This is a genomic window from Paenibacillus sp. FSL K6-4396 (assembly GCF_038002525.1).
Lineage (GTDB): Bacteria > Bacillota > Bacilli > Paenibacillales > Paenibacillaceae > Paenibacillus > Paenibacillus amylolyticus_B.
On record NZ_JBBOCR010000001.1, the window covers coordinates 2,263,922 to 2,284,037 of the forward strand.

The following is a 20,116-nucleotide window of genomic DNA, read 5'->3' on the forward strand; positions in this document are numbered from 1 at the left end:
ATGTGAATCCCCGGAATGAAAATATAGAAGCATGGGAAGAGCGTAAAATGGTTCGGGACTCTTCCCCCCACCAAACATCATGTATAATGGAATAGAACAGGGGACGCTATAGAGACAGGAGGCATAAGCATGGACGGTAGAGACTGGGGTACATTTTTACTTCCTTATGAACAAGCGGTAGAGGAATTGAAAGTCAAGTTTAAGACAATGCGAGCGGAACTGAAGAAACGGGAAGAGTATGCCCCGATTGAATTCGTTACCGGTCGTGTCAAAAAAATATCCAGTATTCTGGAGAAATCCAGACGACTGAATGTGTCGCTTGATGACGTGGAAACAGGCATTGAGGATATTGCAGGTATCCGCATTATGTGCCAGTTCGTGGATGATATCCGCCGGGTTGCCGAGTATATTCGAGGCCGTAAGGATCTCACGGTGCTCATTGAGAAAGATTACATTACGAATTTCAAAGAGAGCGGCTATCGTAGCTTTCATATGATTATTGAGTATCCCGTTCAGACGGCTCTCGGACAAAAGAAAGTTTTGGCCGAGATACAGATCCGGACACTTGCCATGAATTTCTGGGCTACCATTGAACATTCGCTGAGTTACAAGTTTCGGGAAGGGTTACCTGATGAGATGAGAACCAGGCTGAAAAAAACGGCTGAGGCCGCGTTTATACTGGACAACGAGATGTCTGCAATTCGTCTACAGATTTTGGAGGCGCAGAAGGCGTTTGAGGATGATTCCAATATCGTGTCAAGAACATTGAATATCATTCATCAATTATACTTCTACCACCTTGTCAGTGAAGCAATTGAAGCACAGAAGCGATTTAACGATTACTGGGAACGTCATGATATGGAAGGACTCAAAGACTTGCTGGATGACGTGAAGAAACTTCTGAACAACGCCAGAAAGGGCGAAAACCCGGATGAGCATCTATGAGCCACTGTACGTTGACTACTTAATCTACTTCAATCGGGATCAGGATTATTTCGAGTGCCATGAGGTGCTGGAAGAATTGTGGCTTGAACGTAGTCGGGATTCGCTCTATAAAGGGTTGTTACAAATTGCAGTTGGTTTATACCACTTCAGGAATGGCAATCTCCGCGGAGGAAAGATGATGTTACAGAGCTCACTTGATCTTCTGGAACCTTATCCTGCTACGATTCTGGGCATTGACCTTGGGGCTTTGGTACGGGATGTACAGGAAATCGTGAAGCAACTGTCCCAATCAGATGTTCAGTCTGTGACTTACAGGGATTTGTCCATACGAATTGTTGATGAGGTCTTAGAACAAGAGATATCTAGAAGATCGCTTGAGCTAAAACCTAATATTCCGCAGCGCCGGAGTCCTACCAGAGGGCGAATATACGAAGAGAAGATGAAGGCGATGGATCAGAGTAACAGTTGAACCGTAATCAGCATTAACATTCAAATGAGCATCCCATGGATATGAAGTTCCATGGTTATGAAACACCCCGACGATTCCTGTAAAGGGAACGATCGGGGTGTTTTTGAATGTTGCGTTATATTCAGATGATTGCAAGTGGCACAGCCTGTCCTTCAACAGAACGTTTCTGGTGATACAAGTGCCTGATTGTAGATACTTGTGAAAACGGAACTATCAGTTAGCTTGCCGAAGGAGCGGCGCTGCCTTTATATTTTTGGAAAAATTGTTTGTAATCATCCAGCGTGTAGCCCTGGTCACTGCCATTCTCTTGCAGTCCGCCAACCATACGGTCTTTCTCGACACCAGCCTCATAATAGACGAGTGTAGGTGTGAACTCGATATTGTAATCGGTCCATCCTGCTTCGAATTCACGCAGATTGAACTGTGGAAGCTCAATACCTTCACTGTCAACGAGTGGCATCAACTGAGGTGTTGTGGCACGGCAGTGCGAGCAGTCGGAAGCAAAGAAATAAACAAAAAAGCTGTCTTTGTTATCGATTTTGGCTTTGAGATCAGTGGGTACAATAATTTGTTGATAGTTGGGATCACTCAGTAGCTCCCTTGTAGCTGGATTAAGCTTGGAAGCAGCAATGCCATAAGCATTTTCCACTGAATCCATCTGTTTCTTGGATTGCTGGTCTACGACAACCAGTGCTGCAATCATAATGATTAAAATACCCAGGAAAATAAGGATCGCAGCACTTTTCTTTTTCTTCTTGGATTTCATTGGACATCCCCCATCGATCATATCGAAATATAGTTTGGGCAAAAATAAAGGTTGGGATAATATGCATAAACACCCGAATTTTTGCTCAGGAATCAATCTACTTGCCATTATACTACATTACACGCTGTAGTGGAATAGATACGATATGATAGGAAAGCAAAGCTTGGATATGATAAAATGAAACGATATTGCAATCTTACGAAGACAGGATGAGTGGGAATATGGGTGTAAAGTTACCTTTGATATTTGCTGAGCGAATGAAAAGTTTGCTGGGTGATGAGTTTGAACAATTTATGAAATCTTATGAACAGTCTCCTCATGCGGGACTGAGAGTGAATACGCTAAAAATATCGATGGAACAATTCGATGAGATTGCTCCGTTTGATCTAAGACCTATTCCGTGGTGTGAGACAGGATTCTATGTACCTCATGGTGTTAAACCGGGGCTGCACCCTTATTATCATGCAGGCCTGTATTATATACAGGAACCAAGTGCAATGGCTCCAGTTGAATTATTGCAGGTTGAGCCTGGAGATCGTGTGCTTGATCTGTGTGCTGCTCCGGGAGGGAAAACAACACAGATTGCTGCAAAGCTGCAAGGCAAGGGTGTACTTGTGACGAACGATATCCATGCTGAACGCACGAAAGCGCTAGCCAAGAACGTGGAATTGTACGGGGTGCGTAACGCGGTTGTTTTGAATGAGTCACCAGAGCGGATCGCGAATGCATTTCCTCATTATTTTGACAAAGTATTAATTGATGCGCCTTGCTCAGGTGAAGGCATGTTCCGCAAGGATGAAGACATGGTGAAATCGTGGGAACATCATTCGGTGGAAAAATGTGTGCTCATGCAGCGGGATATCTTGGAGACTGCGGCACGATTGCTGGCCCCGGGAGGAACCATCGTATATTCGACATGTACCTTTGCGCCGGAGGAAAATGAAGCGATGATTGCGGAGTTCCTGAATGTAAACCGTGATTTCGTAGTAATGGACATTCCTGAAGAGACAGGGTTCGCAACAGGACGTCCGGAATGGGTACGTCAGATGATGCCGGAGAAGGCAGAAGAGACAAAAGATGTGTTGGATCTAACGCGTGGTACGGCAAGATTGTGGCCTCACCTTTTGGAAGGAGAGGGACATTATGTCGCTGTATTGCAGCATCGTGCAGGGCAAGGATTACAAACAGATCAACCTGGAGTAGTTAAAGAAGGAGCAATGGAGTATGGACAGGTCGTGGATGTGTCCAGGATTGAAGTAGAGGGGAACAAGGATCACTCTATTGCTGCTTCTTCAATTGCTATGACCAAGGCTGATCGAAAAAAGGAACGTTTATTGCGAATCGAATCCCGAGAGTCCCATGACAGACAGGCTGGCGGCGGCAAGAATTCGGGTAAACAGGGCAAAAAAGGTAAAGATCACGGTGGACGTAAATCGGAACGGGGTCAGGGACGCGGAGCTGATCCGGCAAGTATTGATCCGGTTGCGATCTACAGTCAGTTTATGAAAGAACAATTGGAGATTGAGTTAACTGGAGAGACGGTATGTTATGGAGATCGGGTGTATCAATCATCGGTTGGTGCAGCTCGGTTGGAGGGACTGAAAGTCATTCGTCCAGGCTGGTTTATGGGAACGATCAAGAATGGACGATTTGTTCCGTCCCATCCGCTTGCCTGTGCTCTGAATGCATTTGAAGCACGGCGAAGCGTAAATCTGTCATCCGCTGATGGCGAAGCCGTGAGATACCTCAAGGGTGAAACGTTAAATATTGAAGAAGAACGAGTGGTGCTCAAGGCGGATACGGTTGCCAAAGGGTACGTTCTTGTATGTGTAGATGGTTATGCCGCTGGCTGGGGAAAATGGCTGGATGGTGTACTGAAGAATGAATATCCGGCAGGGTGGAGGTGGACATCGGTATGAGTGGAAAAGGGAAACAAACGCTGCGTCTGGACAAAATATTAAGCCATATGGGTGTGGGAACACGAAGTGAACTCAAAAGGATGGTGAAACAAGGCAGAATCCATGTGGACGGCAAAGCGGTGAAAGACAGCGGTGTACAGGTGAATCCCGAGGTCAACGTCATTGAAGCCGATGGCGAGCGGATTATGTATCGGGAGATGATCTATCTGATGCTGCATAAACCTCCGGGTGTTGTGTCTGCTACCGAGGACAACAGAGATAAGACGGTACTGGATCTGCTGCGCAAAGAGGATCGGGTGTTCAATCCTTTTCCTGTGGGACGACTGGATAAGGATACGGAGGGACTGCTCATTCTTACGAATGACGGTCCACTTGCCCATGATCTGTTATCTCCACGCAAGCATGTGCCCAAAACCTATGAAGCCCGTGTTCTGGGAAACGTGGATGAAGCGGATGTGCAACGTTTCAATGCGGGCATTCAATTGGATGACGGATACGAGACATTGCCTGCTGAGCTGACTATACTTGGCCGGGAAGAGACCGAAGAAGGCACGATCTCGTCGATCTCGCTTATTATTCACGAAGGGAAATTTCATCAGGTGAAACGTATGTTTCAGGCGGTAGGCAAGCGAGTGATCTATCTGAAACGCGTTGCCATGGGTGAGCTTGAATTAGCTTCCGATCTTGCGATCGGAAGCTATCGTGAACTAACCGCAGATGAGTTGAACCTTCTGCGGAAGTAAGAGCTCCCGTCCTTCGCGAAGCGGAGCAGGGAGTCGTGGAGGGAGGCGAAGCCCCGATACGAACGCCGAAGGCGAGAAGGCTCCCGTTCTTCACGAAGCGGAGCAGGGAGCCGTGGAGGGAGGCGAAGCCCCGGTACTAACCGCCGAAGGCGAGAAAGCTCCCGTTCTTCACGAAGTGAAGCAGGGAGCCGGGCAGAAAGCGAAGCCCTGCCCGAAATGGTCCCGGTTAAGCTTGGGCGGGATCGCCGCTGAAAAGCGGTGTTCCCGGCAACAAGCGTTCCTACGCCAACCGTTACATAGCAAGCCCCGACCTACCACCGATGAGCAAGACGGGAGTCCAGAGGGCAGAGCTCTCTGGGGCCCTCCCTCGGAAGGGAGGGTTTGGGTGGGTGCGATTACTACAGAGATGAGGATGAAGCCAGATGACTTATAAATTAATTGCACTTGATGTAGATGGAACATTGCTGAATGATCATCATGAACTTACCGAATGGACTCAGGAGACCTTGATCCAAGCTTCCCGTCAGGGAGCAGAGATTGTCCTGTGTTCAGGTAGAGGTCCTGCCAACACGATTCCTTTTATGGAGCAGATGGGACTGGATGGATATGTGATTACACATAATGGTGCTGTAACTGCACAGGTAGATACTCGTGAGGTGGTTCATCACTTTGCATTAGATGGACAGGGACTGGAGCCGATCATATCCTACTGTCGAACCAATGGAGTACATTTTGACATCAATACGGCATTTGGTCTGTATGTGGATCAACCAGAAGGTCTCGGGTTGCAGGTGCGTGAGATGTATTACAACTTTATGGCAGAGCCAATGAAGTTACCCAAGTGGGTTGACATGACAGAACCGCTGGCGAAGTTCACTGCATTTGGACCAATTGAACAGATGGATGCCGTGCTTCAGGAGTGGTCTACCTGGAATCTGCCTTATTATATGACACGCAGTGGTGATTTTTTTATTGACCTGATGCATCCCGAAGCGTCCAAAGGCGCTGCACTTAAAAGACTTGCCGAATCCAAAGGAATCATGCCTTCGGAGATTATGGCGATTGGCAACTACTTCAATGATATTACGATGCTGACTTTTGCGGGCAAAGGCATTGCCATGGATAACTCACCGGACGAGGTGAAAGCTGCTGCGGACGAGGTTACACTCTCCAATAATGAGCAGGGTGTGGCACACGCAATGCAAAAATATGTGTTATCCGTCTAACCTTACATCTTATATCTGAAATGCGCGCTTTCCTCATAATCTACCGTCCTTAGGGACATCCTAAGAGAATAACGTTAGGAATGGAGGAGGACACGTGATGAAATATGATGTGGAATTGGTTGCCGACCTGCGGACATCAGGTGGAGAAGTACAGGACGTGATGGTCAATGGTCAATATGCAGGCTCACTGTTCCTTGTGTTCAGAGAAGGAGATCGTTTATCTGGTAGTCTACAGATCGAGCAGGAGTCTCTGCCAGATGATACAGAGCAACGTATCGTGGAAAAAGTGCATGCCTATGTCCAATCTCTTGCAGATGCGTTGGAAGCTGCGTATTATGAAGTGCTGGTTAGTTGTGGCTCATTACATTCGGTGTTGCATAAGCCTGAGTCAGAGACAATGTGGCCGTCTGAAGAGATGAATCATGACGAAGGCAGCTATGACGATATAGACAGCAGTGGAAGTAAGGTAATACCTGTGTCACAAACCGAATCGTTTACATATGAAGATCGGGATCAGGTTCTGGAGATGGAAATGGTAAGCGCAGGACGCAGCATATCGACGTATATATTCAATGATGTCGAAGGGCAGGAACTTGCAGAAGCTTCCTTAAAACAATATGGCGCTGATGTACAAGGTGAAATACACTGGTATGACGAGCCGGAAGAGAATCAATTGGAAGCTGCGGCAGAGTTGCTGGTCAGAGAGCTGGATGAAGATATCATCGATACGATTACAATCCGCATGTGGCATCAGGGCAACGAACTCGAAACGCTAGAGTGGGTACATCGCGATTTCTCCGAGGAATTTGAGGATACCGATGAATCGGATCTGGATGAGTTGGAAGCTGCTGAAGAAACATGTTATGTCATGCTAAAGCGTAAGGATCGGGAGTTCCGGGTATATGAGCTGTTTCTTCAGGAGCGAGGTGGATTGCCTGTGGGAACAGCAACTATAGACACTTCTCATTCGGATCTTACGGGATACATTGATTACGAGGTTACTGGTACCAGCATGCAACGAAAGAATCTGGTCGAAGTGTTGATGCAGGAGTTGGACAAGGAAATGAAGTTTGACACCTTGCACCTGACGATGTTGTATCGAAATCAGATTATTGATGAAGCCAGAATAGATGGGTAAAGGGCAACCGCCTTTTACCTTTTTTTTTGTTCTCATTTTGACGAAAAATCCATTTCCCGGTATAGTACCATTAGTTTAAAAGAGATCAGGAAGCGGAGGAGAACAATGATGCACTCATTCAGGATCAATAGCGAATATATTAACGATGGTTTTCAAGCGGTTCAGGCGAATCCTGAAGATAGGGAGGATGTGATGTCGCTTCTGGTGGAGACAGCCGAATGGTTACAGAGTCAAGGTTCTTCCCAATGGAACGCTTTGCTTAAAGGTGAAGATTCACATGATACGGCAGGGGCGATTCGCCGTGGGGATGTGTTTGTATTTAAAAAGGGGGCGGACGTAGCGGGGATGGTCATTCTTTTGGTTCAGCCAAGTCCTTGGGATATTCATCTTTGGGGTTCAAAAGCTTATGCCGAAGATGGCGCAATTTATCTGCATCGGCTAGCGATTCGAAGAAAATATGCTCAGAGCGGTCTGGGACGGTCCATTTTGCAATGGTCCAGCAGCGGGATACATTTTGAAGGCAAACATACTGTTCGGTTAGATTGCGGAGCGGGCAATGCTACGTTGAACGCCTTTTACGCGCGGAACGGGTATACTTTTTTGGGAGAGACCGATGGTTACAGTACATATGAGAAGCCCGTGCAGCCACTGAGCTGAGAATTCGGACTGTCCAATGGAAAGATTGACGACAATCGCGAGGAGTTGACTGCTGGTTTAAAGATTTTGCTTCTGAGTGGCACGTTTCATGAATATGTTGTATATACGAGTTGGTGAAAAAAAGCTTAGTCAGTTTTGCTTTGAATGAGCGGTTTAAATAGCCAAAAGTTTGCAGTATCTTTCGTAATATAGATGTTCCGGCTTCGCTATGTCATAATGGATACTATAGCCGTATCCAGATATAAATGGATCATGAATGAAGATGCATTGAAAGAACGTAAGTTAAAAAGGGGGAAACTAACGGTGAAATTGCTGCAGGCGCTTTTCTTTCCTCCGGAGCAGCCCGGAGGTGTATCCTCTATGATTCCGTATATGCAAGAGAGATTTACAGCCCCGAGGTGGGAAATGGATCTGTTCTCGTTGCCAAAGCGAATTCGCAACAAGGGCAGAGAGGAAGTTCATTTCGAAACGTTTGACTGGACGGAATATCAGGATAGTCCTGTTGTCCAAAAATATATTCAAACCTATCGTGATTATCTTTGGTGGACCAAACTGCGTATTCAGAAGCCTTATGATCTGATCCATGCCCACCACCCAATTGCAGGACTTGCGATGAGAACGGTTTTCCCGGATACACCCCTCATTCAGACGATTCACTCCAGTTATGAACGAGAATTAATACTTAATGGACGCATTGAAACGGATGGACCGGAGCATCGATTCCTGCTTGCGATATATGGTGAGCTGGAACACCAGGCAGAGCGTCTCTTAACGGTGTCGGATTCGTTCCGTCGTTATCTGGCGCCCTACGTGAAGGAACCTGATGTCATCGGTGTGATTCCCAATGGATTTGATGAGAAGCGGTTTAAGCCGATTCCTCATGATAATGCGATACCACAACTGGTCACGGTATGTCGGCTTGTTCCGGCGAAAGGGTTGGATATTCTTTTCAAAGCCTGTGCGGAACTGAAGGGCCGAGGTCATGATTATGTGTTACATATTATTGGAGATGGACCGATTCGTCCTGATCTGGAAGAATTGGCACAGCGATTGGGGATCTATAATGAGACCATCTTTTATGGTTACACACTGCACCCTGAGGAATTCATGCCATTCTTTGATATTTTTGTACTTCCTTCACGGGCAGAAGCATTTGGTTCCGTCTTCGCTGAAGCGGCGCTGAGTTGTCTTGCCCTTGTGGGTACGGATGTAGGTGGTATACCGGAACAGATCGAGAACGGTAGCAATGGGTTGCTTGTACCGGCAGAAGATCCTTCTGCATTGGCTGAAGCGCTTGAAAAGGTGATGCTGGACCCGGCTTATCGTTATGAACTTGCCCGTTCAGCGTGTGAAAAAGCCAAAACACATTACTCGCTCGGCAGATCGGTCAATGAGTTGAAGAAGATGTATTTACAGTTTCCCAGCAAGGCCTAAAAGAGAGAGCAAAAAGTGCGAGCCGCTGTGCTAAACAGCGGCTTTTTTTTCATGCAAAAGGAAGGCGCATGAGTGATGAATTATGGTATGAAGCAAACGGATGCTCATATTCATGAAGTACATCACCATTTATATATTTTTGCGTCCACGGAAGGCACCCCAGCGGTTTAATACCAATTTGGCTGCCCAGAACAGTGCCAAACTTCCGAAGATAGGATAAAGGATGGATAGTAGAGAACTGAATCCAAACTGACTGAGTGAGTAACACAGCAGCATAATGGTTAATGTAATGAAACGGGGATGAATGCGTATATGTTGTCTGAGTTGCAAGGTCATGCCGTAGATATCGGCAACAAATGTACTGAATATTTCCATGAAAATAAGGGATACATATACAGATTGTACTGCCCATCCAAGTTGAAAGGCAATGCTGCCCATCGGAATTTCGAATTGGATGATGCCGGGCATCTGTGCTGACATGGCAAAATGAGCTGCCATCAGCATGAAACCTACGCCAATTCCACCCAATACTCCGCCCCACTTCAGCACATTCCGACTGCGAATCTGGTTGCCAACGGGCACAAGAACAGCTTGAGCTAACGCCAGATTGAACGAACTATACAACAATGGAGACAGCCATACTTGAATAGGGTTTGAGTCTGTCGTCAATGTGATGAATCGGGAAGCTCCTGGATGATGGATGGTACTAGTGATCATGAGCAGAGATAACAGCAGCATCATGGGCACGACGATGCTATTCATTTGAAGGATAGCCTGGATGCCCCGACCGAGAAGCAGATATGTCCCTACAAGTGTGACGATCAGACCGGTCTGATAATGCAAACCTAGATGTTCGACAAAGACGGAACCTGCTCCGGCAAGCATGACGCTGTTCACGCCAATGAGAATGAGAAGGGTCACCCAGGTGATCCATTTGCCCGCCTTGGGCCCGAATAAATGTTTGTTCAGGTCCTCATAAGAGCGGGACCCGGTATCGTGAGCGATCAGCATCATTTTGGTACCTAACCAGACAAAGAGCATGGTGGATAAGCCTATGGTGATGGTGGCCCATTTGCCATACTGGGTAAAAAACTGCAAAATTTCCTGCCCTGTAGCGAAGCCGGCTCCGACAACCGTTCCGATGTATGTAAATGCGATCTGCAGCACCCGAAATGCCTGTTTCATGTGTTTCCCCTCTCAGGCCCCTGTATAGTTTGGACATGCGGGTACCATGGTACAAGGTATGCTTGACCCACGAAAGTCATGACAATCGATAATGAGCTTTGGCTTGAATTGCTTCTCAAGGACAGCGCCCAGGCAATTTCGCTTGAACTTATAGATAGATATATGATACTTTTACCTCATAGGATAGGCTTGGGAGGTCAAATCATGGAATTATTGAAACAACGAATTTTACAAGAAGGTGTGGTTATCTCGGATCAAGTATTAAAGCTGGATGGTCTGTTGAACCACCAGATTGATCCTGCATTAACGATGGAGATGGGACGTGAGTTTGCTGCCCGTTTTCGTGAAAGTGGAGTAACTCGGGTAATCACGGTAGAATCCTCAGGGATTCCGGTTGCGTTTGCCGCAGCCTATGAACTTGGGGTGCCCCTTGTATTCGCCCGTCGTAAAAAAACACTTCTGGCTGATCCTGATGCTTACTGTGAACGTGTACCGTCCTTTACCAAAGGAATTGTAACTGACATTATGGTATCCCGCGAGTTCATTCATGAGAATGACCGCATTTTGTTCATTGATGATATTATTGCCAATGGAGATGCGGCTCGTGGCGTCATCAAAATTATTGAGCGTTCTGGCGCGGAACTCGTCGGATTCGGCGTTGTGGTCGAGAAAAGTTTCCAGGCAGGGGCACGCACGATTCGTGAACAGGGTATTCCGGTGGAAGCCTTGGTACGCATTCGTTCCCTGAACGATGGAACAGTACAATTTGACGATAACGAAATGTGACATTTTAAAGGAATAGGGCCTATTTTTTGAACTATGCCTTTGCATGACCGCCGATTTCATTTATAATGGGGTTATGTTAGGGAGAGGAGGCAACACCATGGGGAACCAACCGGCAACAGAACAATTTTTTAATGATAAGCTGGCGGAATCGAAAGTTCATTTTGAACGTGCCCTAGATTGTAAACATACGGAATTCGATGACCTTTATCCCTATATGATTGAACATCCTCAATTTTTCTGGTACAAACGCTATGTTGCCTGGTCAGAATTACTGACGATTGTAGGCTTGTGCGAAGAGTTGTCCTTCTCTTGGAAAGAACAATTTACACCGCATCAAGTGGAGTACCTTGAAGAACGTGTGATGTCCGCCAAAGTGCTTGATTTTTGGTTCGAGAAGAACGACAGCAAAGAGCACGCGCAGCGGTAACTTTCAGTCGGGACATAATTTCGAATGACATGACAGTCTAATACAGTCACGTGAGACCTAAATGACATTTCATTTAGGTCTCTTTTTGTAAATAAATTTGGAATATAGGAGCCATGCGAATGATTAGTGATACAGAATTGGACGCCCTGCGTCTGTCAGGTGAGAAAGTTAGAGTAGTACGGGACGAGCTGGAATCGAACGATGTAACCGGGATTGTTGTTGCCTGGGATGGCGAGCAGGTACTTATCCGACGTCAGAATCGACGTGTAGTTAAGCTGGATCGCAGTTACAAATATCAGCTGTTCAGCGAGCCGCGCCAGAGTCCACTTAGTGAGTAATAGCTTATGATTATGGCAGAGCCATGAGCGTTTAAATGTTTGGAATTACCATGATATCTTGGCATAATTGGCTCACTCGGGAGAGAAGATAGGTACAGTGAGGAAGATCTGTAACTATAAGCCGAGAGGGTGTGCTACAAGCCATGACATTGATGAATGATAAAGTTCATGCCTACAAGGATCAGATTGGAGCATTAAGCGATGTACTGCCAGGTGTGGTGAAGTCGTATCATGAGTTTACCGGAGAATGTTTCCAACCTGGCGTGATTGATGCCAAGACAAAACAGCTAATTGCGCTTGGGATTGGATTATTCGCCAACAATGAGGTATGTACCTTCTACCATGTAGAAGAAGCCCGTGCCAAGGGAGCAACAGATCAGGAGATTATGGAGACCGTTGCGGTGGCCGGAGCTGTTGGAGGAGGACATGCCCTCTCTCAGGGTGCGATGCGAGTGCAGAAGGCGCTGAATTAGTAAGCGATGCAACATACATTTTTCTAAGTACAAAAAAGGCATCCGGTTAATAACCGATGCCTTTTTGTATGTGAATTACATTTTACCTAACATTTTATCATACATAAACTGTCCAGTTACCCGACGTGCTGTTACGTAACGATCATTGAAGTATGGATTCGATAACTTCGTGATGCTTACACCTTTACTGCTGGAGGCATGAGCGAATTGTCCGCCGCCGATATATACACCTGTATGTGAAATGCCTTTGCCTGTTGTATTAAAGAACACCAGATCACCTGTCCGAACATTGCTCTTGGATACTGGCGTACCTGCTTTGGCTTGCTGCTGAGAAGTACGTGGCAATTCAATGCTGTATTTGTTGAAAAGATATCTCATAAAACCAGAACAGTCGAAGCCGGCTACAGTCGTGCCACCCCATTTGTAAGGAATACCTGTCATGTTGTTCACTACGGAGTTGATACTGCTTGCCTCTGTGCTTGTTGCCCCGGATGTAAATAATACAGCTGCTCCAAAAATGGAGATAATCAGTTTTTTCAAAATCAATGTTCTCCCTTCGATGCCTACGGAGTTAGCTAAGGGTTCGGTAGAAGGTTCCCTATATTTCCTATGTATAAGAATAATTCACCCAAATTGGTTCCCCCGTTTTCAAACATGAAACTCGGCAATGAATAATTAAGTTTTTGTAACTATTTGAAACTATATTGCATAAATGCGTAATTGTCAAACCCATTTAAAACCCTTCGTAATACCTCAATGTTAGCGGAATTAAGGTTTTTATATGAAAGAAGGGATCAAGTTTGGGTACCATTCATGACAAAAACGTCATTATTGGTTCGTTTAAGACGAATTTGGATAAATAAATAGGTTTGTCATGAGTTAAAAGAACTATCCCGTTATGTAGAATTAGAGAGATTATATTCATTAAGTTGCATATATTGACAAAAATCGATTTTTTGCATATTATCTGATTATCCAATCCACATATTGGATTAAAATTGATTTTATTATGCGATAATTACGCGTTTCATAAGTAAAGTAGAAGTGGAAGATTTATAAAAACGAACATAGGAGAGTGTTACATTTGAAAGCAAAGAAAATAATTACTTTTGTCCTGGCATGTACGATGGTGTTCTCAGCAGTTGGAATGGCAGTTCTCCCTGTAGGGACGGTATCTGCTGCGGATGCTTCAGGTACTACAGCGAGTATTTCTGATATTTTGAAGAACCAGCTCCCGGATGGAGGTTGGAGAAAAGATTATAAACAGACAAGTGGAGAGTGGGCGAAGTCCACGATAGACAACAAGGCTACATACTCAGAAATTAGAAGATTGGCGAAGGAATTTAAAAAGACGAATGATCCCCGATACTCCACAGCTGCAATCAAAGGGATTAACTTTTTGATCAACATGCAGTATTCAAACGGCGGATGGCCACAAGTTTACCAAAGCTCCGGATATCACAAGCATATCACTTACAATGATGATGCCATGATTAACGTAATGATCATGCTGGATGAAGTAGCAGCACGCAAAGGTGATTTCTCGTTTATAGACAGCACACTTGCTAACCGTAGTAAAAATTCAGTTGCCAAAGGTGTGGAGGCGATTTTGAATACACAGGTCGTTTCAGGTGGTAAGCTGACAGCTTGGGGACAACAACATGATTCCAGTTCCCTTAAACCAGCGAGCGCAAGAATCTACGAAGTGCCATCGCTGACAGCTGGAGAGAGTGTAACGATTGTTAAATTTCTGAAAACCAGATCTGCTAACGCTAAAATTACCGCATCCATTAAAGGAGCGGAGGCTTGGTTTAACAAGGTGAAAATTACGGGGTACAAATATGAAAGAGCTAATGGAGATAGTAAAATTATCGCTGATTCCAAAGCTGCACCAATTTGGGCACGCTTCTATGAGATAGGAACAGATAAACCAATCTTTATTGGTCGTGACGGGGTAGTTAAATACAAATTAAGTGATATTGATAAAGAAAGAAGAGGCGGGTATGCATGGTATGGCAACTGGCCTTCCAAGCTGTAAATTGTAGTATGCTTCCGTTTTAATGAACCAAACTCTTAGTAGTTAAAGGTAAAGCCTGAATCGACATGGACGTCTGGTTCGGGCTTTATTGTTATTATTTTCAGTGTTGACATGATAGATTCCACATGATATATTACTTCTTGTCGCCGATATTGATCACGGAGATACAATATGCGGTCGTGGCGGAATTGGCAGACGCGCACGGTTCAGGTCCGTGTGGGCTAACCCCCGTGGAGGTTCGAGTCCTCTCGACCGCATCTAATAAAAAGACTCCTTAAGCGTTAGCTTAAGGAGTCTTTTTTTGCATTTTTTGATATAACACTAGATTTAGTATCCAACAGGTTAGTGTTTAGCTGCACGTACAGCAAATGTCTTCCATCAGCCATACGGAACGTTTATTGTGCTGCGGTAACATTAACGCTGTCAATATTTGGTCCTTCCGATCCAGTGGTAACCACTTTCAATGTATTGGTCCCCGTGTTCATGGGGACCTGTATTGTTTTTTCAACCCAAGTGGACCAGCTTCCCGTTGCCGGAAAGGGGTCGTTGCTAATGACTTTGGTTCCGTTCACAAAAATGTCGAGGTTACGGGTTCCGCTTTCCAGCGCATAACGAAACTTTACGTTTTTAGTACCTGTAATTGTGTTATTAATACCGTTCCATTGAATGGCTGAACCAGTCATCGCATTGAAGTTAACATACCCGGAGCCAGTGTAACCAGGGTAGATCGTTTCAATGGTAGCATCCGTAAGAGTTGTTCCGGTCTCGGCTTCATAAGTAGTGCCGCTGCCTGTATTTCCGCCGTTATTCCCGCCAGTAATGTTGGCAACAAACGTTGTTACGCTCTGAGCCGGGAGCTGTGCCGAGAAGGCCCCATTGGATACGTTAAGCGAGGCCCCGCTTGCCAGGTTACGACTGCTGTCCGTAACCCAAGAAGACACCGTGGAGGCATTACCATTCTGCAGAACGAATTTTTGGCTTGTTGCCGAAGTTCCACGGTTAATTGCTACGACAACGACCTTGTTATCCCCTTTGTAGGCAGAAACAAATGTGTTTGTATCCGGATTTTTCGTTGCATCGACCCGCAGGTAGCCAGGACGTACAAATTTGGAGAAATGGGCCATATTATATCCGCGTTTGCTTATGGTACCGTCTTCTTTCATCGGACCATACTGTCTGCGGATGTACCACCACACATAGGCCTGGAAATCACCTTCCACCATGGCATTGTGCATGTGATAGGAAACGTCTAATGCTTCAGGCCAGCGGTCTGCTGAGTTGTTGTCACTGTTCGGAACATACACCTCAGTCATCCACAGTTCTTTGCCGGCTCCTTTTTGCTTAAAGAGAGGGTAGGCAAAATTGGAAATCTGGGTTCCATACGTATGTGCTCCCAGAATGTCCATGTTGGCAAGTGCCTGCGGATCATTCAGGATGGGGTCGGATATGTTCTTTAAGTACTGGAAGGATTCAGGCGCCATGACTTTGGTACCTTGAATGGACCCGGCATTTTCTTTCATGAAACGAAGAATTTCTTGTGGAGTCCACCAGGTCCAGTCATGAGCATAATCCGGTTCATTTTGCACAGAAATGGCATACAGATCTACGCCGTTATTTTTCATATAGGTTACAAAATCATTCAGATGTTGCGCATATGCGGCATATTTGTCGTATTTCAGACGTTTGGCATTGGTGTCCCCATTGCGGTTGAACGTTTCCACCATGCTGCTCGGAGGATTCCATGGGGAGGCAAATACGATAGCCCCCTTCTCAATAGCGCGTTTCGCTGTGGCAACTTCACGATACCAGTTATTGGAATCTGGATCAACGTAGATCCTGAGAATTGAGAAGCCTAACTGATTCTGGTCATTACCAAAAGCAGTTTCACGTTGAGCGGGAGTCAGATCACCAATCCAGGCAGGAAGGTTAATGCCCCCAAAGCCCTTGATCAGCTGTTTTTCCGAGGACAAATTAATGTTGGCATCGTTGGCTGCTGACACATTTGTCGGGGTTAACATCAAAGGCAGGGCTGTTAAACAGGCCAAAAGAACATTAATCGTCTTTTTTAGTTTGAATTTCACTACTTTCATCCTCCTCGATAGTGGTAAATGGTTACATAGAGAAACCGCGACCAGAAAAACAAACAAGAATAGCGGATTGTCTGGCATTTATTTTATGTAAACCCTTTCAAAACCTCCTTCCATAAATCATAGGAAAGAAATGCAGCACATAAGCTCTTTCATTTGTTGATTCTACTAAATAATTCCTAAACTGAAAACCTGACAAATTACAGTATTTTTTCTAATTAATCTCTATTTTCTAACTGTTCAATGACAGTTCTTGTCTGAATGCTAAGGAAGAAACGGGAATGATGGAGATCTTCACTTGAGATAGAGGTCTTCAAGGGCGGGGATATTATCATTAAGGAAGGCTTTGGCTTACATATTCCTCCCTTCATTATCAAACAATGAGATCACAGAAGTTACAGGGGAGGGAATCATGATGAAGGTACAGAGAAAGAATTATCGATTCATTGCAGGTATCATGGCATTATTGATTGTGTTTTACGCAGGCTTATCGGCAGGAGGGCCTACAGCGGCAGCTTCAGAGTCCCCATCGAATCATAAACGGTTAGCAATTATCATCGATGACGTCGGAAATGACATGAAGGGAACGGCAGAGATTCTTGCGATGCCAGTTAAACTAACGGTAGCGGTTATGCCCTTTTTGCCAACAACAAAGAAAGATGCGATAGCTGCACATGAAAAGGGGATGGATGTGATTGTGCATATGCCCATGGAACCCAAGAAAGGAAGACCTGAGTGGTTGGGCCCGGGTGCAATCACATCCAATCTGACAGATGAAGAAGTACGGGAACGTGTGGAGAAAGCGATTGATGATGTGCCCCACGCCATTGGCATGAACAATCACATGGGTTCTAAAATAACGTCCGACAAACGCATCATGTCCATTGTGCTCGATGTATGCAAGGAGCGGGGCCTGTTCTTTGTCGACAGCCGTACGAACTTTCGCTCCGTGGTGGGGGAACTGGCCATATCCAGAAATATGCCACCTGTAGGTAATGACATTTTCCTGGATGATCAAAACTCCAAGCAACACATTCGCAAGCAACTGGACCTGGCTGCTCAGCGTGCGATCGATAAGGATACCTGTGTTGTCATTGGTCATGTCGGTCATTCAGGGATGAACACATCCGCAGTAATTCGTGAATCCGTCTCCCGTCTGCAAAATCAGGTTCAATTTGTTGGAATCGGTGATCTGGTTCGAGATGTGTGGCAATGGCAATCTGCTCCTACACTACCGACAGATAATAAATAATTCCATTGGCAATGGACTGGGCGATTCGTTTTTGCTCAGCGGGGTCACTCATTCTGGCTCGATCTGCCGCATTGCTCAAAAATCCGGTTTCGACGATGACGGCAGGTTGCTTCACGTAATTCAATATATAAAAGGGCTTGCCCCATACGACCCCGTGCTCCGTTCCGTACAACTTGTTCATGGCATCCTGAATGGATTGGGCCAGCAAATAACTCCTGCCTTCTTTCTGGTGCAGTACCACCGGGCCGTGTGCTGTCGATCGGGGACTCCAGTTCGCATGAATGCTGACCACGATATCTGTACTTACTTCTTCGCTAAGGCTTTTACGTTGGGCAAGATCTCTGGTATGACGGGAGCGGCTGTTCAGCCAGCGGTTCTCATCACTAAGTGCATAATCACCCAGTCGATTGATGATAACGGCATAACCTTTGCTGCGAAGCAGGAGATAGACCTTTTGGCTAATGGCCAGATTGATATCTTTTTCCAGCACACCTTGGGCTGACGTACCACCGTCAATACCGCCATGGCCTACATCGAGCAGGATAACGGGTGCTGCAAAGGCATGATGACTTGAGCGATAAGCATCTCCATCGGTCACTGGCAGCATGGATGGACTGTTCTGGGACGGGTTTGCTTTTCCATAAGCGACATGGGGCAGCAGGGGAAGGCAATGGAAGCTGATTAACAAGGCTACCGAAGCGGTCAGCAGCTTATGCATGGGAATACACACTCCTTCATGAAATAGGTATCGAATGCAGATTAACGACTCGTTGGATACCTTTGGCATTAGACTGTGCATTCTGAGGGTTTTCATACTTCTTTCAATAAAAAAATGTTTAACCAGTACACATCCTGCACACAATAGAACTATCGTAAGCTCCGCGAATGTGCAGGAGCGAAGGAGGCAGATGTTATGGCCAAAAGTGATGAATTGGTAAAATACATTACGCAGCGGGTTGTTCATTATATCGATACGCCGAAGGATGAGCGGAAAGGACGAACAAAAAGGAAAGAGCCGTGGGCGATGAAATGGTTTGGTATGATCCCTTTCGCTGTTTCCCTGTGGGTGGGGAAAAAGGAAAAAGAATTCGATACACAGTCTCATAAACGAAGTTCTTCGGGTAAAGGGTGACTATCGCTTACCTATTTCACTAATGTAAAGCAAAAAGACGCAATCCCTTAATAAATATGGGAAGGCGTCTTATTTGTTGTCGATGTTTATAGTTTTACACGTTATCTGACTGTATGTTAAGAATTTGCTGATGATCAAGGATTTAAGAGGTAAAAATGGCCATCTTGCTGCAATGTACTCAAAGGGATAAAACGTTGAATGGATGATTTTCCACCTAGCGCTACATATAGAATGGACTCTGCTTCCTGATCTGTATGCCACAGCTGATAACCGCTAACGGGTAAAGGACCGCCGTATACGATATTACGATCACCCGCTGAGAAAACAATCCCTTGATTCTCCCCGTGTTGTATTACATCTTGTGCCCGGTCGGCAGCAACAGGCTTGGCGGTAATCCACAACAGATTGTCAGCCGGATTAAAGACGGGTCTGAGATAAAATGGATCGACTGATAAAGATGGCGTTGTGGACAAATCAGTTATGCTGGCAGAGATCTGTTTGGAATCAGCCTCCAGTAGGTTCAGGAACTCTGACGGTAGTACATCTCCGTTCGTAGCATCAATATAAAGTGCAGGTTGACTAGGTTGTTCCACTTTCCAATATGCCAGCAGGGGAAGAGCATAACCAAGATGAAGCTCTCCTCCGACAGCAAGTAATGCCTCAAGGTTCACATGTTGTCGATCTAAGGCTTGTCCAAGAAGTTCATTGTTGTATGGTGACTGTTCTCCTTGACCATATTCACTAAGCATCATCTGTCCCTGTTCTGTGGCGGTAATAATCATGTATCCGATAGGTTTACCCTCAAATGCAGCTTGCACCAGCCAGCTATGTGTACCCGGCCCCAGAGGATAGAAGTCCAGGTCGGCGTTCTTCCAATTTGCTTCGGCGTTAGCCGTACCGAGTGTAACTGCTTGTTGCTCTGCAAATCGTTGCACAGCAGCGGGAGCTAGCTTGTCATTCTGGAATGCATGATGTTCGGGACTATATTCTGTGGATGATTCGGGGGACAGCGAAGACGCTTTTTGTTCCTCTGCATTGGCTATCGACCAAAAAGAGAATAGGGCAAGACAACTGAGCAAGCCCAAGGTTATACAGGTTGTT

The 20,116-nt window shown here is 45.7% G+C and carries 21 protein-coding genes, 1 tRNA gene and 1 riboswitch; of the genes, 16 read left to right on the forward strand and 6 right to left on the reverse strand.

The window, feature by feature from the left end; translation table 11 throughout:
- The first annotated feature begins 129 nt into the window (after positions 1–129).
- Entirely contained in the window at positions 130–945 is an 816-nt protein-coding gene (locus MHB85_RS10325) for a GTP pyrophosphokinase (RefSeq protein WP_036609636.1), read from the forward strand.
- A complete protein-coding gene (locus tag MHB85_RS10330; RefSeq protein WP_192132458.1) occupies positions 932–1,414 on the forward strand; it encodes a DUF309 domain-containing protein in 483 nt (160 codons plus the stop codon). Before MHB85_RS10325 ends, MHB85_RS10330 begins: the two co-directional genes overlap by 14 nt.
- A 217-nt stretch (positions 1,415–1,631) precedes the next feature.
- Here MHB85_RS10330 and MHB85_RS10335 read toward each other — a convergent pair whose 3' ends face one another.
- Complete coding sequence (locus MHB85_RS10335) at positions 1,632–2,180, reverse strand: thioredoxin family protein (RefSeq protein WP_047842389.1); 549 nt, start codon at positions 2,178–2,180, stop codon at positions 1,632–1,634.
- Positions 2,181–2,401: 221 nt separating this feature from the next.
- Here MHB85_RS10335 and MHB85_RS10340 point away from each other — a divergent pair, with 221 nt between their 5' ends.
- The 6 genes from MHB85_RS10340 (at position 2,402) to MHB85_RS10365 (ending at position 9,297) form a co-directional block, all read left to right on the forward strand.
- Positions 2,402–4,099 carry an RsmB/NOP family class I SAM-dependent RNA methyltransferase gene (locus MHB85_RS10340; RefSeq protein WP_105598124.1) on the forward strand — a complete coding sequence of 566 codons (1,698 nt, stop codon included), beginning with the start codon at positions 2,402–2,404 and terminating at the stop codon, positions 4,097–4,099.
- Positions 4,096–4,842, forward strand: a complete 747-nt coding sequence (locus tag MHB85_RS10345; RefSeq protein ID WP_091017495.1) for a pseudouridine synthase — start codon at positions 4,096–4,098, stop codon at positions 4,840–4,842. Before MHB85_RS10340 ends, MHB85_RS10345 begins: the two co-directional genes overlap by 4 nt.
- A 422-nt stretch (positions 4,843–5,264) precedes the next feature.
- Positions 5,265–6,068, forward strand: a complete 804-nt coding sequence (locus tag MHB85_RS10350; protein ID WP_192132454.1) for a Cof-type HAD-IIB family hydrolase — start codon at positions 5,265–5,267, stop codon at positions 6,066–6,068.
- A 97-nt stretch (positions 6,069–6,165) separates the two neighbouring features.
- Positions 6,166–7,206 (forward strand): hypothetical protein, encoded by a 1,041-nt coding sequence (locus tag MHB85_RS10355; RefSeq protein WP_105598128.1) that lies wholly within the window; start codon positions 6,166–6,168, stop codon positions 7,204–7,206.
- A gap of 108 nt (positions 7,207–7,314) precedes the next feature.
- Entirely contained in the window at positions 7,315–7,863 is a 549-nt protein-coding gene (locus MHB85_RS10360) for a GNAT family N-acetyltransferase (protein WP_105598129.1), read from the forward strand.
- Between the two features lie 303 nt (positions 7,864–8,166).
- The gene (locus tag MHB85_RS10365; protein ID WP_091017490.1) at positions 8,167–9,297 is read left to right on the forward strand and encodes a glycosyltransferase family 4 protein; all 1,131 of its coding nucleotides are present in this window, start codon (positions 8,167–8,169) and stop codon (positions 9,295–9,297) included.
- A 129-nt stretch (positions 9,298–9,426) separates the two neighbouring features.
- Here MHB85_RS10365 and MHB85_RS10370 read toward each other — a convergent pair whose 3' ends face one another.
- Positions 9,427–10,482 (reverse strand): YkvI family membrane protein, encoded by a 1,056-nt coding sequence (locus tag MHB85_RS10370; protein ID WP_192132452.1) that lies wholly within the window; start codon positions 10,480–10,482, stop codon positions 9,427–9,429.
- A 204-nt stretch (positions 10,483–10,686) separates the two neighbouring features.
- Here MHB85_RS10370 and MHB85_RS10375 point away from each other — a divergent pair, with 204 nt between their 5' ends.
- The 4 genes from MHB85_RS10375 (at position 10,687) to MHB85_RS10390 (ending at position 12,506) form a co-directional block, all read left to right on the forward strand.
- Positions 10,687–11,268 (forward strand): xanthine phosphoribosyltransferase, encoded by a 582-nt coding sequence (locus MHB85_RS10375; protein WP_036609617.1) that lies wholly within the window; start codon positions 10,687–10,689, stop codon positions 11,266–11,268.
- 97 nt (positions 11,269–11,365) lie between these two features.
- A complete protein-coding gene (locus MHB85_RS10380) occupies positions 11,366–11,695 on the forward strand; it encodes a hypothetical protein (protein WP_036609615.1) in 330 nt (109 codons plus the stop codon).
- 119 nt (positions 11,696–11,814) lie between these two features.
- Positions 11,815–12,033 carry a hypothetical protein gene (locus MHB85_RS10385; RefSeq protein ID WP_091017488.1) on the forward strand — a complete coding sequence of 73 codons (219 nt, stop codon included), beginning with the start codon at positions 11,815–11,817 and terminating at the stop codon, positions 12,031–12,033.
- A gap of 143 nt (positions 12,034–12,176) precedes the next feature.
- A complete protein-coding gene (locus tag MHB85_RS10390; protein WP_091017487.1) occupies positions 12,177–12,506 on the forward strand; it encodes a carboxymuconolactone decarboxylase family protein in 330 nt (109 codons plus the stop codon).
- Between the two features lie 75 nt (positions 12,507–12,581).
- On the opposite strand, the gene MHB85_RS10395 is transcribed toward MHB85_RS10390, so the two are convergent.
- Positions 12,582–13,046: a C40 family peptidase gene (locus MHB85_RS10395; protein WP_036609611.1), complete on the reverse strand. Its 465-nt coding sequence runs from the start codon at positions 13,044–13,046 to the stop codon at positions 12,582–12,584.
- Between the two features lie 5 nt (positions 13,047–13,051).
- A riboswitch (cyclic di-AMP (ydaO/yuaA leader) is annotated at positions 13,052–13,183 on the reverse strand.
- A gap of 398 nt (positions 13,184–13,581) precedes the next feature.
- On the opposite strand from MHB85_RS10395, the gene pelA reads away from it, so the two are divergent.
- Together pelA and MHB85_RS10405 are read left to right on the forward strand one after the other, a co-directional pair.
- Positions 13,582–14,544: a pectate lyase gene (gene pelA / locus MHB85_RS10400; protein ID WP_341072879.1), complete on the forward strand. Its 963-nt coding sequence runs from the start codon at positions 13,582–13,584 to the stop codon at positions 14,542–14,544.
- A gap of 173 nt (positions 14,545–14,717) precedes the next feature.
- Positions 14,718–14,801 (forward strand) — tRNA-Leu (locus MHB85_RS10405).
- Between the two features lie 138 nt (positions 14,802–14,939).
- On the opposite strand, the gene MHB85_RS10410 is transcribed toward MHB85_RS10405, so the two are convergent.
- On the reverse strand, positions 14,940–16,634 hold the full coding sequence (locus tag MHB85_RS10410; RefSeq protein WP_197997732.1) for a carbohydrate-binding protein: 1,695 nt from the start codon (positions 16,632–16,634) through the stop codon (positions 14,940–14,942).
- Between the two features lie 454 nt (positions 16,635–17,088).
- Here MHB85_RS10410 and MHB85_RS10415 point away from each other — a divergent pair, with 454 nt between their 5' ends.
- A complete protein-coding gene (locus tag MHB85_RS10415) occupies positions 17,089–17,883 on the forward strand; it encodes a divergent polysaccharide deacetylase family protein (protein WP_445739056.1) in 795 nt (264 codons plus the stop codon).
- Here the strand turns inward: MHB85_RS10415 and MHB85_RS10420 are convergent.
- On the reverse strand, positions 17,858–18,601 hold the full coding sequence (locus MHB85_RS10420) for an N-acetylmuramoyl-L-alanine amidase family protein (RefSeq protein WP_341072881.1): 744 nt from the start codon (positions 18,599–18,601) through the stop codon (positions 17,858–17,860). The genes MHB85_RS10415 and MHB85_RS10420 overlap by 26 nt on opposite strands.
- A gap of 195 nt (positions 18,602–18,796) precedes the next feature.
- On the opposite strand from MHB85_RS10420, the gene MHB85_RS10425 reads away from it, so the two are divergent.
- Positions 18,797–19,015 (forward strand): YqzE family protein, encoded by a 219-nt coding sequence (locus tag MHB85_RS10425; RefSeq protein WP_036609606.1) that lies wholly within the window; start codon positions 18,797–18,799, stop codon positions 19,013–19,015.
- A 134-nt stretch (positions 19,016–19,149) separates the two neighbouring features.
- Here MHB85_RS10425 and MHB85_RS10430 read toward each other — a convergent pair whose 3' ends face one another.
- On the reverse strand, positions 19,150–20,100 hold the full coding sequence (locus MHB85_RS10430) for a hypothetical protein (protein ID WP_341072883.1): 951 nt from the start codon (positions 20,098–20,100) through the stop codon (positions 19,150–19,152).
- Positions 20,101–20,116: the final 16 nt, after the last annotated feature.

Bases quoted from the DNA above. Each gene is read 5' to 3' on its own strand.
- MHB85_RS10325 (WP_036609636.1), top strand. From the start codon at position 130: ATGGACGGTAGAGACTGGGGTACATTTTTACTTCCTTATGAACAAGCG.
- MHB85_RS10330 (WP_192132458.1), top strand. From the start codon at position 932: ATGAGCATCTATGAGCCACTGTACGTTGACTACTTAATCTACTTCAAT.
- MHB85_RS10335 (WP_047842389.1), bottom strand. From the start codon at position 2,180: ATGAAATCCAAGAAGAAAAAGAAAAGTGCTGCGATCCTTATTTTCCTG.
- MHB85_RS10340 (WP_105598124.1), top strand. From the start codon at position 2,402: ATGGGTGTAAAGTTACCTTTGATATTTGCTGAGCGAATGAAAAGTTTG.
- MHB85_RS10345 (WP_091017495.1), top strand. From the start codon at position 4,096: ATGAGTGGAAAAGGGAAACAAACGCTGCGTCTGGACAAAATATTAAGC.
- MHB85_RS10350 (WP_192132454.1), top strand. From the start codon at position 5,265: ATGACTTATAAATTAATTGCACTTGATGTAGATGGAACATTGCTGAAT.
- MHB85_RS10355 (WP_105598128.1), top strand. From the start codon at position 6,166: ATGAAATATGATGTGGAATTGGTTGCCGACCTGCGGACATCAGGTGGA.
- MHB85_RS10360 (WP_105598129.1), top strand. From the start codon at position 7,315: ATGCACTCATTCAGGATCAATAGCGAATATATTAACGATGGTTTTCAA.
- MHB85_RS10370 (WP_192132452.1), bottom strand. From the start codon at position 10,482: ATGAAACAGGCATTTCGGGTGCTGCAGATCGCATTTACATACATCGGA.
- MHB85_RS10375 (WP_036609617.1), top strand. From the start codon at position 10,687: ATGGAATTATTGAAACAACGAATTTTACAAGAAGGTGTGGTTATCTCG.
- MHB85_RS10380 (WP_036609615.1), top strand. From the start codon at position 11,366: ATGGGGAACCAACCGGCAACAGAACAATTTTTTAATGATAAGCTGGCG.
- MHB85_RS10385 (WP_091017488.1), top strand. From the start codon at position 11,815: ATGATTAGTGATACAGAATTGGACGCCCTGCGTCTGTCAGGTGAGAAA.
- MHB85_RS10390 (WP_091017487.1), top strand. From the start codon at position 12,177: ATGACATTGATGAATGATAAAGTTCATGCCTACAAGGATCAGATTGGA.
- MHB85_RS10410 (WP_197997732.1), bottom strand. From the start codon at position 16,634: ATGAAAGTAGTGAAATTCAAACTAAAAAAGACGATTAATGTTCTTTTG.
- MHB85_RS10415 (WP_445739056.1), top strand. From the start codon at position 17,089: ATGGCATTATTGATTGTGTTTTACGCAGGCTTATCGGCAGGAGGGCCT.
- MHB85_RS10420 (WP_341072881.1), bottom strand. From the start codon at position 18,601: ATGCATAAGCTGCTGACCGCTTCGGTAGCCTTGTTAATCAGCTTCCAT.
- MHB85_RS10425 (WP_036609606.1), top strand. From the start codon at position 18,797: ATGGCCAAAAGTGATGAATTGGTAAAATACATTACGCAGCGGGTTGTT.